The sequence below is a fragment of the Bacteriovorax sp. PP10 genome (genome assembly GCF_035013165.1).
Taxonomy (GTDB): domain Bacteria; phylum Bdellovibrionota; class Bacteriovoracia; order Bacteriovoracales; family Bacteriovoracaceae; genus Bacteriovorax; species Bacteriovorax antarcticus.
Genome location: NZ_JAYGJQ010000001.1, coordinates 811,653 through 824,163, shown reverse-complemented (window position 1 = coordinate 824,163; position 12,511 = coordinate 811,653). Strand labels below are relative to the sequence as shown.

Annotated in this window: 15 protein-coding genes; 8 read left to right on the top strand and 7 right to left on the bottom strand. The window is 36.8% G+C overall.

Translation table 11 applies throughout. The features are described from left to right. Positions 1 to 23 precede the first annotated feature (23 nt). Both SHI21_RS04020 and SHI21_RS04015 read right to left on the bottom strand, forming a co-directional pair. Positions 24 to 425, bottom strand: a complete 402-nt coding sequence (locus tag SHI21_RS04020; RefSeq protein ID WP_323574852.1) for a hypothetical protein — start codon at positions 423 to 425, stop codon at positions 24 to 26. Between the two features lie 185 nt (positions 426 to 610). Then, positions 611 to 1,069: a cupin domain-containing protein gene (locus SHI21_RS04015; RefSeq protein WP_323574851.1), complete on the bottom strand. Its 459-nt coding sequence runs from the start codon at positions 1,067 to 1,069 to the stop codon at positions 611 to 613. Between the two features lie 196 nt (positions 1,070 to 1,265). Here SHI21_RS04015 and SHI21_RS04010 point away from each other — a divergent pair, with 196 nt between their 5' ends. Genes SHI21_RS04010 through SHI21_RS03995 form a run of 4 tightly spaced genes read left to right on the top strand, consistent with a single transcriptional unit; the run spans position 1,266 to position 5,480 of the window. After that, entirely contained in the window at positions 1,266 to 2,354 is a 1,089-nt protein-coding gene (locus tag SHI21_RS04010; RefSeq protein WP_323574850.1) for a DUF3626 domain-containing protein, read from the top strand. 19 nt (positions 2,355 to 2,373) lie between these two features. After that, positions 2,374 to 3,156, top strand: a complete 783-nt coding sequence (locus tag SHI21_RS04005; RefSeq protein ID WP_323574849.1) for a GNAT family N-acetyltransferase — start codon at positions 2,374 to 2,376, stop codon at positions 3,154 to 3,156. Positions 3,157 to 3,186: 30 nt separating this feature from the next. Next, on the top strand, positions 3,187 to 4,293 hold the full coding sequence (gene proB / locus SHI21_RS04000; RefSeq protein WP_323574848.1) for a glutamate 5-kinase: 1,107 nt from the start codon (positions 3,187 to 3,189) through the stop codon (positions 4,291 to 4,293). After that, a complete protein-coding gene (locus SHI21_RS03995; RefSeq protein ID WP_323574847.1) occupies positions 4,290 to 5,480 on the top strand; it encodes a glutamate-5-semialdehyde dehydrogenase in 1,191 nt (396 codons plus the stop codon). The genes proB and SHI21_RS03995 overlap by 4 nt, the downstream gene beginning before the upstream one ends. 49 nt (positions 5,481 to 5,529) lie before the next feature. Here the strand turns inward: SHI21_RS03995 and SHI21_RS03990 are convergent, their stop codons facing one another. Then, the gene (locus tag SHI21_RS03990; RefSeq protein ID WP_323574846.1) at positions 5,530 to 5,724 is read right to left on the bottom strand and encodes a hypothetical protein; all 195 of its coding nucleotides are present in this window, start codon (positions 5,722 to 5,724) and stop codon (positions 5,530 to 5,532) included. 84 nt (positions 5,725 to 5,808) lie between these two features. On the opposite strand from SHI21_RS03990, the gene truA reads away from it, so the two are divergent. Beyond that, complete coding sequence (gene truA / locus SHI21_RS03985) at positions 5,809 to 6,612, top strand: tRNA pseudouridine(38-40) synthase TruA (RefSeq protein ID WP_323574845.1); 804 nt, start codon at positions 5,809 to 5,811, stop codon at positions 6,610 to 6,612. A 46-nt stretch (positions 6,613 to 6,658) separates the two neighbouring features. Here the strand turns inward: truA and SHI21_RS03980 are convergent, their stop codons facing one another. Both SHI21_RS03980 and SHI21_RS03975 read right to left on the bottom strand, forming a co-directional pair. Beyond that, the gene (locus SHI21_RS03980) at positions 6,659 to 7,693 is read right to left on the bottom strand and encodes an acyltransferase family protein (RefSeq protein WP_323574844.1); all 1,035 of its coding nucleotides are present in this window, start codon (positions 7,691 to 7,693) and stop codon (positions 6,659 to 6,661) included. A gap of 122 nt (positions 7,694 to 7,815) precedes the next feature. Beyond that, positions 7,816 to 8,724: a LysR family transcriptional regulator gene (locus SHI21_RS03975; RefSeq protein WP_323574843.1), complete on the bottom strand. Its 909-nt coding sequence runs from the start codon at positions 8,722 to 8,724 to the stop codon at positions 7,816 to 7,818. A 112-nt stretch (positions 8,725 to 8,836) separates the two neighbouring features. On the opposite strand from SHI21_RS03975, the gene SHI21_RS03970 reads away from it, so the two are divergent. From SHI21_RS03970 to SHI21_RS03960, 3 genes are all read left to right on the top strand, one after another. After that, positions 8,837 to 9,379 (top strand): hypothetical protein, encoded by a 543-nt coding sequence (locus SHI21_RS03970; protein ID WP_323574842.1) that lies wholly within the window; start codon positions 8,837 to 8,839, stop codon positions 9,377 to 9,379. 31 nt (positions 9,380 to 9,410) lie between these two features. After that, complete coding sequence (locus SHI21_RS03965; protein ID WP_323574841.1) at positions 9,411 to 9,866, top strand: hypothetical protein; 456 nt, start codon at positions 9,411 to 9,413, stop codon at positions 9,864 to 9,866. A 182-nt stretch (positions 9,867 to 10,048) separates the two neighbouring features. After that, positions 10,049 to 11,539: an FAD-dependent oxidoreductase gene (locus SHI21_RS03960; protein WP_323574840.1), complete on the top strand. Its 1,491-nt coding sequence runs from the start codon at positions 10,049 to 10,051 to the stop codon at positions 11,537 to 11,539. Between the two features lie 39 nt (positions 11,540 to 11,578). Here the strand turns inward: SHI21_RS03960 and SHI21_RS03955 are convergent, their stop codons facing one another. Both SHI21_RS03955 and SHI21_RS03950 read right to left on the bottom strand, forming a co-directional pair. After that, positions 11,579 to 11,965, bottom strand: coding sequence for a hypothetical protein (locus SHI21_RS03955; RefSeq protein WP_323574839.1), 387 nt, complete (start codon positions 11,963 to 11,965; stop codon positions 11,579 to 11,581). A gap of 33 nt (positions 11,966 to 11,998) precedes the next feature. Then, a complete protein-coding gene (locus SHI21_RS03950; protein WP_323574837.1) occupies positions 11,999 to 12,337 on the bottom strand; it encodes a hypothetical protein in 339 nt (112 codons plus the stop codon). Positions 12,338 to 12,511: the final 174 nt, after the last annotated feature.

Sequence of the window (12,511 nt, the reverse complement as noted above, 5' to 3'; positions counted from 1 at the left end):
AATCACAAATCAGGTTGTTTACGTTACGGAATCAGATCACGAAGCGTGCCAATAAAACAATTCAATCTAGTTGTCGAAGTAGAGATTGTTGAAGGCAGTTTTGTAATTCTTCCGATTGTAGGTTGCCCTGTTACTGCCAAATAATTTAAAGCAAACGAAACATCATCAGCTTCAAAAATAAATTGATGATTAACGGCTGTTTCTGTCACTCGATTGCTTTGTTTAATATTTCCAAGATCTGAAATTAATTGCCCATTTGAAAAATTCACTTCATGAATATCTAAACTACTTTCTCCACGTCCTCCCTGAAAAACTTCAAAGGCCAATCCGTTCAAATTCTCTTGTGATGTTATGCAAGTAAAAGTGTAGGCCCATACATTTGTTGTAAAAAGAAGAAATCCCAAGACAGTTAAAGTTTTTTTCATATTTTTATCCCCCGCCTTACTTTTAAGTCCAGAGAGGAAGAAGATCTATTGGTTCTTTCCTATACTTCATATATGTTTATTCTAATGGCTTCAGCAAATATACTCGTAATTTGAGGGGAAGAAGAAACTCTTCCCCTTATATTTCAATTAATTAAATTATTAGTCCTCTTAATTTCTAAATTTCTTCAATGAATATTTTTCTTTGCAAAATCTCTCATACCTTGAAAATCAACAAGCACTACTGGTTCGTTTCCAACAACCCATGCATCATGTCCAGGTTTTAGCATTGAAATATCTCCTGCATGTAATTCATATTCCTCACCACTGTCCATTTTTACTTTTAAGACTCCTGAAACATGATATTGAAAATGAGGAGCTTCACAACTTTCGGTATGAGCAATTGGCTTAAGAGAAGTTGACCATCTCCAACCAGGTTGTAAAGTGGCCCTGCCTATCTCTCTACCACCAACATGAACTAATTCTAATTTTCCTTTTGGAAAATCGCGAACTTCATCAGCTTTTTTAAAACTTTTTACTTCAGTTGTCTTATTTGTTACTTCTGACTTATCAAACTTTTTTTCGTTCAAAAAATTTTCTCGTATTGCATTGGAATCTTTTTTTGAGGGTTCTGTTGTCGTTTTCATTTTATCTCCTTTTCTAAAGTGCCTCCAACCATCATCTCGCCTCACATAATTGAAAGCAAATTAAGACAGGCAAAATTTTTTACTTTAATAACTAACTAATTTTCTTACACTAATCAATCTTGCTCCTGTCTTTTTTTTAGCGTAAAATTTATGACGTACAACTTATAAAAAATTAAACGATTCAAGAGATAACCCAATGAGCTTGGCCCCTTCACAATTAGCTGCTATTGATTACGTCCAAAAATACGCACAATCTCGAAGATCAGAAGCACAAGAAACGATTACTCACCTTCTTCGTATGTCTAACATTACGAGTGAAGTTTACGAACAAGCTGTTTTGAAATTAAAAAGAAATGCAAAAGTAGCGGTTCACTTTCATCCAGACCGTCTTGACTCTCAGATGAAAAGTGTCGCAGAGGCCCTTCATACTCAAGGGATTTACAAAGGCCAGTTTGAAACTCTTCTCTCGAGTGGAAGTGTGTCTGCTCATCCCGGAGGAGCACGTGATAATTGGGAGAATCGATTATACAATGGAGCTTACAATCTAGAAGGATCTGAAAATCATCACCGACCAAAGTATGGAGCATTAAATGTAATGTGCCATCAAGATGGACCAGCTCCTAGATTTGGCTCATGCTATTTTGTTTTGAAATCAGAAGTTTCTTCTCGCTGTACTTTTACCTATCTCGACTCACATCAAGATCCAAAAGAAAAAGGAACGCTTGCTGAATTCGACGATATTCTAGCTGCATTTCTTACGGAAGCTTTCACTCGAGATTATGCTTTAGGTGAAAAGGATTTAACAATTCCCAAACTGATAAAGCACCTTTCATCAATGGATAAAACTCACGATTTTTCGTCTAAGCGAATCGCTCGCAACTTAAACCATTACATCGAAGCTCAGATACACGGTAATATTTCACTTGCTGATGATGTTGAAGAATTAGTCGCTGATCCGGCCTTTAAAGGTACTGAGACGGGAAATTTTTTAGAGGCCATTTGCAAAGATTATAAAATTAAGATTTTATGGCACCAAGGTTATGCTCTAGATTTAAATGAAGTGCCTCTGGATTTTCGTGGGCCGACAATGCCTTCACTTGCTAAAAGAGTGGCCACTACTTCTTATCTTGATACACAGATGATTGGTGTCGCTGCTGCATCTCTTAAGCAAGATCCTGCGGCCTGGAGTGATCGTGGAACCTATTCGGAGGTACTGCAAGAACTAAAACTTTTATGGCATGTTTTGGTTACCTTTGGAAAACCACTCTCAACTTTTAAATCTTAAGACATATAGGAAATAAGATATGCACACCTTTAAAGAAAAGTTATTTCTAGTTGAAGATGCAATATCAGTCCAAGTTCAAAAAAATAATCAGAATGAAGTTATCATTGAAGAAAATTGGATCCAGGTCACTACGCCCAATGCTCCTGTAATTCACTTGAATGGTATTCTTAAATGTTCACTTGAATCCCAGGAAGCAGAAGAAAGAATTGTAAAAGCAATTGAGCACTATGAAAAACTCGGACTGCCTTTCCAAGTTAAAATTTCACCTTCTTCAAAACCAAAAAATCTATCCTCTATTCTTGTTAAACATAAAATGCAACCGAGTGAGACTCTCTATGGTCTCTATGCTGATCCTAACGTCATACAAATTCCTCATAATCCAAATGTTGAGATAAAGTTACTTGATCTATCAACCTTAGAAGATTGGTTAAGTGTCCAGGCCTCTGCTTGGGGAACTCCTTCTCAAGGGATAGAATACTTAAGGAAACAAATCAAAGAAGCACTTGAAGCCAACACAAAAAAGGGTTTAAGCTTCATTGCTTATCTGGATAACAGGCCAGTGGCCTCAGCAGGTATACGTATATTTGATAATTATGCTCTTTTAGCTGGAGCAGCTGTAAATCCAGATTTAAGAGGAAAAGGTATTTATCGCTCACTTCTAGCTTATCGATTGGAAATAATAAAGAGAGAGAATCTGCCAGCGATTATCCATTGCCTTGAGAGTACATCGGCTCCGATTTGTTTGAAGCTTGGATTCGAAAAAATATGTGAAATTTATGGATTTGAGTCTAGAATAATTTAAAGAGCGCCCACAACTTATGAAGGATAATAAATGAAGCATCGGATTGTAGTAAAAGTTGGCTCTCTTGCTGTCACTGACGAAAATGGCGGTGTAAATCCATCAAAAATAAAAAATCTCATTGCTGATCTTTTTGAATTAAGAAACCATGGTTACATGCCAATTCTGATCTCATCAGGTGCCATTAACTCTGCCCGTGGCCTTATTAAAAAACCAGATGAAAAGAAAATGATGATCTCTTATCAACAGGCCCTGGCAGCTGTTGGTCAACCAATCCTCATGAAGACCTATATTGATACTCTTTCGGAGTTTAACTGGCCATGCGCTCAAATCCTTGTCACTCACGAAGATTTTAAAGAAAGAAAAAGATTTTTAAATATTCGAAACACTATTAATCGTCTGCTGGAAAATGGCATCCTTCCCATTGTAAATGAAAACGACACTGTTTCATTTGAAGAGATCACTGTCGGTGATAATGATCAGCTGGCAGTGATGATGACTGAAGCTTCGGATGCCGACAAACTGATTCTCTTATCTGAAGCCGATGGTCTTTTTGATAAAAATCCAAAAGAGCCTGATGCCATTCAATTTAAAGAAATTGATTTCAGAGACGATTTTTTAAATGTAAAAATTGCGGCCAAAACAAGTGTGGGTCGTGGCGGAATGGATACCAAACTCAAAGCAGTCCGAAAGCTTACTCCCTTGGGTATTGATGTTATTTTGGGAAGCTACCTCCATAATAAGGCCGTCTCTCGTTTACTCCTTCATCAAGGTGGAACAAATTTTAAAGGTAATCCTGTTCGCGAAAAATCACGTCGTAAATCCTGGCTTTCAACTTTAGTGAAGAATGATTGTTATGTGATCGTTGACGATGGGGCCTCTACTGCACTTACAGATGGTCATACTTCCCTTCTTCCAGTTGGCATAAAAAAAGTACAGGGGAAATTTAAGCGTGGTGACGTCATTCAAATTCGCCATAAAAGAAAAGTCCTTGCAATAGGACTTACCGAATACGATTCTTCCGAACTGAATTTAATTAAAGGAAAAAAATCTGCTGAGATAAATGATCTTCTAGAATATATCCATTCTAAGGTGGCAATTCATAAAGACAATCTTCTGCTAAAAAAGGATGAGTTATGAGTGTTCTTGACCTCGCGATGAACGCGCGTGATGCTAGTTTAAAACTTCAAGGCCTGTCAGAAGAAATGCGCTTAACCGCCCTTGCTGCTATTTCAAAAGCACTTCTATCTCATGCTGATGAAATCTTGAATGAGAATAAAAAAGATCTAGCAGATGCAAAGATTAATAATTTATCGAGTGCGATGTTTGATCGCTTGACCTTGACTGAAAAAAATATTCATGACCTTTCAGCGATGTGTATAGAAGTCGCCAACCAGAAGCAAGTTGTGGGGATGATTGTAGAGTCTCACACTCGCCCTGATGGACTACTGGTTCAAAAGCAAAGAATTCCCATAGGTGTGATCGGGATGATTTTTGAATCACGTCCAAATGTGGTTGTTGATGGTGCTGCTCTTGCAATAAAGTCAGGAAATGCCATCATACTCAAAGGTGGAAAAGAGGCCCAGCATTCTAATCGCAAGCTTTTTGAGATCATTCACAATGCAACCGCTTCAGTTCTTCCAATGGGATCCATCAGCTTGATTGAAACGCGAGAAGATGTAGCTGAAATTTTAAAATTAAATAAATACATTGATCTCATGGTGCCACGTGGAGGCAGTGCTCTTATTAATTACGTAAAAGCTAATGCTACGATGCCAGTGGTGGCCCATGACAAAGGCCTTTGTCATCTTTATGTGCACTCCGATTGTAATGTGGATGCTATCGCAATTATTTTAAATGCAAAAACTCAAAGACCTGGTGTGTGTAATGCTTTAGAGACACTTATTCTGAATGAAAATTATCCAAAGAATGAAGAAATTTTCGATGCTTTAAAAGCTGCTGCTGTTGAACTCAAGTATCCTGCTACTGAAGAAGATTATGCGACTGAATGGCTAGATAAAAAGATCTCTATTAAAATGGTGAAAACTCACCTCGAGGCCATTGAGCATATTAAGAAATATTCTTCTCATCACACAGAAGCAATCCTGGCCACAGATCCCGAAGTGATCGAAGAATTTATGAATTCACTTGATGCTTCTTGTATTGTTATCAATGCTTCAACTCGATTTAATGATGGCGGTGAACTAGGTCTTGGAGCAGAACTTGGAATTTCAACTTCAAAACTTCATGCTTATGGGCCAATGGGAGCTGCTGAAATGACTGCGACCAGATTTATCGTTACGGGGAATGGTCATATTAGAAAATGATGATGGCCTCCCTCGCAGTGCAAGCGAGGATAGGATAAAAGTCCGCAATTTAATCATCCCCATAGCTGTCTTCAATTTGTTTAACTACGATTGTAATCGTTGAGGAATCAACTCTTGCCTCTTTTAAAAGGGAAATAACGCGTTCAATATCGTCAGAATCAATTGCATCAAAAAAATCATCTACCAGATCAATTTCTGCGAGTTTTTCCAAAACTAGAGTACCTTCGAAATCATCTTCATTCATATTAACCTCTAAAATAATTCTGCATGATCCTTCCCTGTTGTTCAAGATTCCATTCGAAAATCTTTCATAGTACAATTATCGCTTATGTATTATTACAAAACGACAATTCAATATGAAGGTACAAATTACGCTGGATTCCAGTGGCAAAATGATATTCAGACAGTTCAGAGCGAATTTAATACAGCACTATCCAAGATCCTAGATGGAAAATTCACTACAATGGCCGCATCTAGAACTGATACAGGTGTTCATGCCATGGATCAGGTGGTGAAGATCACTACCGATAATCCAATTAAACTTTCTTCATTTCTTGAATCATTTAATAGAATTCTTCCTTCTCAAATTAAGTGTATTAGTGCTGAACCTTGTGATGGTCTTTTCAGACCATCAATTGCATCTCTGTCTAAGGAATATCGATATTTTTTTACTAATAAGACTCAAGTATCAAAAGAAGACACTCAGTTCATTGCAAACATTGCGAACAAATTAGATATTGCTTCAATGAAGATCTGTATTCAGGCCTTAATTGGAACTCATGATTTTTGTAATTTCTATTCGAGTGGTAGCAATGTAAAGAGTACAATTAGAGAAATTTCTTTTTGTGAGCTATCAGAAATTAATCCTCAAGATTTTTTTTCTAACTTAGAGCTCTTTCAAGTACCGAAAGGTCTTCACAGTTGTTATCAATTTAAAATAGAAGCCAATGGATTTTTAAAACAGATGATCAGACACATTGTGAGCGCACTCTGGATGGTTGGAAGTGGAAAATTATCTGCTGATAACTTCATAATTTTATTAAACGGCCCTAAGAGTGAAAAGCAATTATGGAAAGTGGCATCTCCCAATGGGCTTTTTCTCTATAGAATAAATTATCCATCCCAATCATAGGCAATTACCCATCTTAGACATAACGAAACCAAGCTAAAATCTAATTTTAATTAATCTTTTGAAACCTCTTCCAATTACTTACAAAATATATTTTTGATTTTTCTCTAATCAATATAAACCCAATCATACTCACAACAAAAATTAGTGCCCCCATTAATACTTGCCACGCTCGATCAAATGGTAACTTATGTCCAATGATGAAGGCCCAAGGATGAAAGAAATAGAACCAAAAACAAAGCAGACTTAGTGTTTTGTAATAACGATCTCGAATAAGAAAAGAATTATAATTCAAAACTTGATAAATAAGCACTCCGTAAAAAATAGCATGAATAGAAAATCCAAAACTATTTCTCCAATGAGGAACAAGCTGCCCAATAAAATAAATGAGTACTAAATTTACTCCAAAGGCCATTGGATGTTTCAACCAAGAATAAAAATGATGTTCATAAAAGTATTCGATATTCAAAGCCAGAAGAGCGCCGATTGACAAGGCGTCGATCCTTGTCTCTAGAGAATTGTAAATGTAAGAACTAGTTCCTAAGTTCATAGTGACTAATAGGCTTCGATACCCAAGGCAAAAGAGACTGAGTAATATAAAAAAAATCGTCAGCTTTTTTCTGCTCTTTAGGTATTTAAAAATTACAAAATAAATAACAATGAATTGCATATATACTGAGAGCGTCCATAAATGAGCTAATCCGTTATTTGGATGTCCATAATAAGAATTATAATAATTACTGGTGAAAGTTAATACTGAAAGGACTTGCAAAAAATCAACTTTAAGATGAAGAGCTGATTTGGTAAAAATGCTTACAAAAACCAATGTCGTTATAGTTGGAAAAACTTTCAAAATTCGTTGAGATAGAAAATCCAAAAAATATACTTCTTGTCCATGAACTTGATCTTGAAGAAATAATCTTGTGAAAATATATCCTGAGAGGGTAAGGAAAAAAGTTGCTCCATAACCTCCCCCTAAGTGTAATTCGCTATGTCCTAAGTAAACTAAGAAAATAGCTAACATTCTCAACCAAATAATATTGAAAGGAAGCATGAGATTAAATGTCTTGCTGCTCTTATTCATTATAAGTTTATAGAGCAGCATGTTTAATAAATAAATACAGGAGTTCTTTAATATTAGAAGAAGAGAACCTAAATAGATATTTGGAGACCATCTAATAAGAGCTACTAATTATATATAAGAAGTTAAAATTCCAAGCTTGGCACTAAGTGCTGTAGAAACATTCGCGAAGTCAGACTCAGCTGTTTTCCCTTAGGTCTAGCAAGCCACATATGAAATTCATGAATATGATCAACAGGAATTTCAAACAACTCCCCTCGCTCAATTTCTTTCTTCACCATAAAGTTTGTCAGGTAAGCAACACCTTCACCAGCAAGGCAAAAACGCTTCTGTGACTCCTGACTATTAATCTCAAAGCCAATAGACGGCATCTCTCCAAACAACTCGATAAGAACTTGCGATGACCTACGATCCATCGAAGCACCAATCGCACTCATGTAACCATACTTACCAATAAGTTTTTTAAGTGTTTTTTCATTACTCGACGATTTACACTCTTTCCACAAATCAGGATGGCACACCAGCGACATACTCTCTGGATGCAAACGTCTGAACTCAATTTGAGGAGTATTAATTTTTGCAAACATTAAAGCAAACTCACAATCAGTCGTAAGAAGATGATTTACAATTTCATCAGGCGTTCCCGATCTTATAGAAGGAACAACCTTTGGATGCTGACGACGAAATTCGTGTATGGGCCCTGGAAGTAAATCATTAATGACGTGATCGGAAGCGGCAAAACGAAGAAAGCCTTCGCACTTATCCTGAATACCTCGACAAAGATTTTCAATTTCTTTTTCAGTTTGAAACAACTGTTCACAAAGTCTAAAAACATCAAGGCCTTTAGGTGTGAGCGAAACACCACTCTTAGACCTATCAAAAAGCACTACGCCTTCGCCTTCTTCCAATAGACTTACAGAGCGACTTAAGGCCGATTGACTGACGTTAAGCTTCTTGGCCGTTTCAGAGAACTTGCCAGCTTTTGCCACTTCATAGAAGACTCTCAGGTAACTTAATTCCATAATTTCATTCACTTATATCATTCTACATTTTAGACGGATGTCTTACAATCATTCTAATTTACAACATGCACAAAGTAAACGAAATTGGCCCTCGAAAGACTAACCAATACTTGAGGACACGAAAATGAAACTACTTATCCCATTAATCGTTTTTACAGCATTATCAACAAACGCTCACGCACATTCAGGAAGCCAAAGACTATTTTGTAAGTCAGCTAAAAATTCTGGATCAAAGCAAAAGCTTGAATTCTTTCTTAAACGTGGAAACACTCCTGGAATGTATGCTCCAACAATTAAAGTGCATCTAGATAATAAGCGATTCGTATTAACAACACCTGATGACACTATCAACTATGGAACAACTTTTCACAACTCTCCATTAAAAGTTATTACAGTGACTGCAGAAGTACCTTATGCAGGTGAAGGAAATACAGGATCATTCACGATTGTGGCGATCCCTGAAACAGTAAAGGCCTTTGACTTTCAAAACGAGCCTGCAACAAAGTGGTCGATTGAAGATCAGAAAGAAGGATGCTTCGACGTAGGTGGAAGTGCAAAATTTCAAGGATACATTGAAGGGTCTTTATACACTGGTAAAGATCATGTTGAAGTGGAAACACAAATTCTTGATTGCACACTTTCATACGATCCAGGAATGAGCTGTTAACTTTTAATCAATATTAATTTTAGGAGTATTTATGAAAAGTATTTTATTGCCAGTTTTCTTATTAGCATCTTTAGTTTCTAGCAACGCTTTTGCCTCACATGCTTACAGAGATGAATCATGTACATCATCAACTCATGATTTAGTTTACCTTGGAGATAAATTAGTTGGAGGAAAATACTGGATTTCACAAAAGGATCAAGATCAAAAAATAACTGCACGCCCGTTATGGGATTTCTCTGAAGACGATCCATATACACTTGAAGATGCAGATGTAATCTTCTCTACGATTTCAGTAAGAGAATATGATAGATCTGAAGTAACTAACGATGGCTTCTTTGACCATGAAGAATGGAAAACTGAATCCACACATGAAATCCACTTAATTACTCCTGAAGCATCAAAAAAATTAGGTTTAAAGCAAGGCGATCAAGTGACTTTTACTTGTGATGAATCTACTGATTATCCTAATAGCAATCAATATCCATAGTCTCTTCTCCCCATAGTTCTAATACGTTCCATTTTAATCTTTGAAGCTGCACGATGCGACTTCAAAGATTTCTCCCTCCATTACCCGAGTTTTTTGATTGGATCTGCCAACAAAAAAGAAAAGGTTAAGTTAATATTCAAAAGCATTTTTTAATGAAACTCTATTAAGAATAGAGGGACCTTATGAATCAAATCCGCATTCTAATTATCGGAGCAGGCCCAACAGGATTAGTCTTAGCAATCTGCCTAACTCGCTTAGGAATTCCTGTTCGTATCGTTGATAAAGAAATGTTACCTGGAACAACTTCCAGAGCACTTGTCCTACACGCCCGCACTCTTGAATTTTACGAACAACTAGGAATAGCATCCAAAATTATTGAGCAAGGCCTAAAATTTAGTGCTGCTAACTTATGGGTGCATGGGCATAAAAAAGCTCATATCAAACTTGGAGATATTGGAGTTGGATTAAGTCCTTTTCCCTATATGATTATCTTCCCTCAAGATGAACATGAAGCTTTGCTCATTGAAGAGTTAAAAAATATGGGAGTTCAAGTTCAAAGAGGTATTGAATGCCTAAGCTTTGAACAGAATCATAAGTTAAGTGTAAAACTCAAACATCCAGACGGCAGCGAAGAAATTTGTGAAACACTTTACTTAGCAGGCTGTGATGGAGCTCGTTCGCAAGTTCGTCAAACTTCCAAGATGGATTTTCAAGGAAGCACCTACTCCCAATATTTTTATGTCGCCGATGTTCAAGCAGAAGGAATTAATACAAACCAACAACTCCATTTGTCTTTAGATGAAGCGGATTTTCTGGCCATCTTTCCATTGAAGCAAAAGAATCACGCTAGACTTATTGGAGTTATCAAAGAAGAGACTAAAGAAAAAGATCATCACTTCACTTGGGACGATGTAAAACATCAGGCATTAGGGCGTTTAGATTTAAAAATTAAAAGTATCAAATGGTTTTCGAGTTATCGCGTTCATCATCGACTTGCCGAAGGCTTTCGGGATAAAAATGTTTTTCTTTTGGGAGATGCAGCCCATATTCATAGCCCTGTCGGTGGCCAGGGAATGAATACTGGAATTGGCGATGCCGTAAACCTTGCATGGAAAATTGCAGCCGTTATAAAAAAAGAAGCACATGAAACGATATTGGATTCTTATGAACTTGAACGCATGGCCTTTGCGAAACGCTTGGTCGCCACAACGGATCGTGCATTTACACTTATTAGTAGTACTGGCCCTCTTGCTAATTTTATACGATTAAATATTACGCCTCCACTATTATCCTTCCTTACAAAGTTTAAATTTGTTCGATTATTGATATTTAAAACTCTCTCTCAAATTTCTATTAATTATCGTATGAGTTTTCTAAGTGAAGGAAAGGCCGGCAAGATCCATGCGGGTGATCGAATGCCTTGGGATGAAAAATTAAAAGAAACGCTTCCACTTAAGTGGAATGCGAGATTGTATGGAGAAGCAAGTAATCAACTAATCGAATACTGTCGAAATAATTCTTTGCCTTTAAAAAGATTGCCTTGGAGAAAGGAACTCAGCAAATATGGTTTTGTAAAAGATTGTCTCTACTTGATTAGACCTGATGGATATATTGGTCTTGTAGATCTACAAGCTAATCCTAACAACATTCAACAGTACTATAAAAACAAATAAGAATCGCAAGCGTCCTTGCCTGCGATTCTTAAAAATACTCTAGTCGTTGTCAACAAAGTGATCTTGAATAAATTTAACATCAATACCTACAACTGCCATTGGTAGATCCACGCGATCATCAGCAAGAGTTGCTCCACCACAATCATTATTCTCTTTTGCCTCAGCACGAACACCATAAGTAAAAGGAGGCATGTAACCATAAAACTGAGCTCGTTTATCTGGTTGCACACATGCAGTATCGCTAATTCTTCCGATTGCATTATAGATTGTTACCCATATAGCATGTTGTGAAGTTGAATCATTTGTGACTTGAATCACAGTTGGTGGGACAACATTTAATTCGTCTGAATCATTTTCATCTTGTGCAAAAGTAAGTGATGAAGTCAGTAGCAAAGAAAGCGAAAGCAGTAATAAAATCTTTTTCATATAAATCTCCTTAATAGTATTTCGTTTAAAAAATTAGTTATTGAAAATCTGACCGTTGCCTTCCACACTTAGATTCGTCATACCCGGGCGTGTTTGAAAATCTTGTGTGATTTCGTTAAGACTTTCTCCACCACAACCGTTTGCTTTGAATTTCACATTAATTGTGTATTCATGGTTAGGTAAATAATCTCTAAAATTAGCCGTTGATCCTTCTCTTAAGCAAATTGTATCCTTTACTGTTTCATTATCTAAAATTGTAATGTTCAGTACATTGTACGAACGATTTTCAACTCCTAACGTATCCGCATGGGCCATTGAGCTAAATGATGTAATTACTGTTGCAAGAGCTAGTAGCGATAAAGTCTTTTTCATAATGATCTCCTATTTGTTTTTTAGCGACTCGTTAATGAGTGTCTGTCTTCAATATTGCAGGGGGAATGCCAAGACAAGAACCCTTTAATATCTAACAGTTAGGCAATGCTCTGAGTGGTGGGATTTCGGCAGTTGCCGAGCTTCCGACAATCGTGTTGTCGGATCTTCGGCATT

Excerpts from the sequence above, each read along its gene's own strand:
- SHI21_RS04020 (WP_323574852.1), bottom strand. The coding sequence starts at position 425 with ATGAAAAAAACTTTAACTGTCTTGGGATTTCTTCTTTTTACAACAAAT.
- SHI21_RS04015 (WP_323574851.1), bottom strand. The coding sequence starts at position 1,069 with ATGAAAACGACAACAGAACCCTCAAAAAAAGATTCCAATGCAATACGA.
- SHI21_RS04010 (WP_323574850.1), top strand. The coding sequence starts at position 1,266 with ATGAGCTTGGCCCCTTCACAATTAGCTGCTATTGATTACGTCCAAAAA.
- SHI21_RS04005 (WP_323574849.1), top strand. The coding sequence starts at position 2,374 with ATGCACACCTTTAAAGAAAAGTTATTTCTAGTTGAAGATGCAATATCA.
- proB (WP_323574848.1), top strand. The coding sequence starts at position 3,187 with ATGAAGCATCGGATTGTAGTAAAAGTTGGCTCTCTTGCTGTCACTGAC.
- SHI21_RS03995 (WP_323574847.1), top strand. The coding sequence starts at position 4,290 with ATGAGTGTTCTTGACCTCGCGATGAACGCGCGTGATGCTAGTTTAAAA.
- SHI21_RS03990 (WP_323574846.1), bottom strand. The coding sequence starts at position 5,724 with ATGAATGAAGATGATTTCGAAGGTACTCTAGTTTTGGAAAAACTCGCA.
- truA (WP_323574845.1), top strand. The coding sequence starts at position 5,809 with ATGTATTATTACAAAACGACAATTCAATATGAAGGTACAAATTACGCT.
- SHI21_RS03980 (WP_323574844.1), bottom strand. The coding sequence starts at position 7,693 with ATGAATAAGAGCAGCAAGACATTTAATCTCATGCTTCCTTTCAATATT.
- SHI21_RS03970 (WP_323574842.1), top strand. The coding sequence starts at position 8,837 with ATGAAACTACTTATCCCATTAATCGTTTTTACAGCATTATCAACAAAC.
- SHI21_RS03965 (WP_323574841.1), top strand. The coding sequence starts at position 9,411 with ATGAAAAGTATTTTATTGCCAGTTTTCTTATTAGCATCTTTAGTTTCT.
- SHI21_RS03960 (WP_323574840.1), top strand. The coding sequence starts at position 10,049 with ATGAATCAAATCCGCATTCTAATTATCGGAGCAGGCCCAACAGGATTA.
- SHI21_RS03955 (WP_323574839.1), bottom strand. The coding sequence starts at position 11,965 with ATGAAAAAGATTTTATTACTGCTTTCGCTTTCTTTGCTACTGACTTCA.
- SHI21_RS03950 (WP_323574837.1), bottom strand. The coding sequence starts at position 12,337 with ATGAAAAAGACTTTATCGCTACTAGCTCTTGCAACAGTAATTACATCA.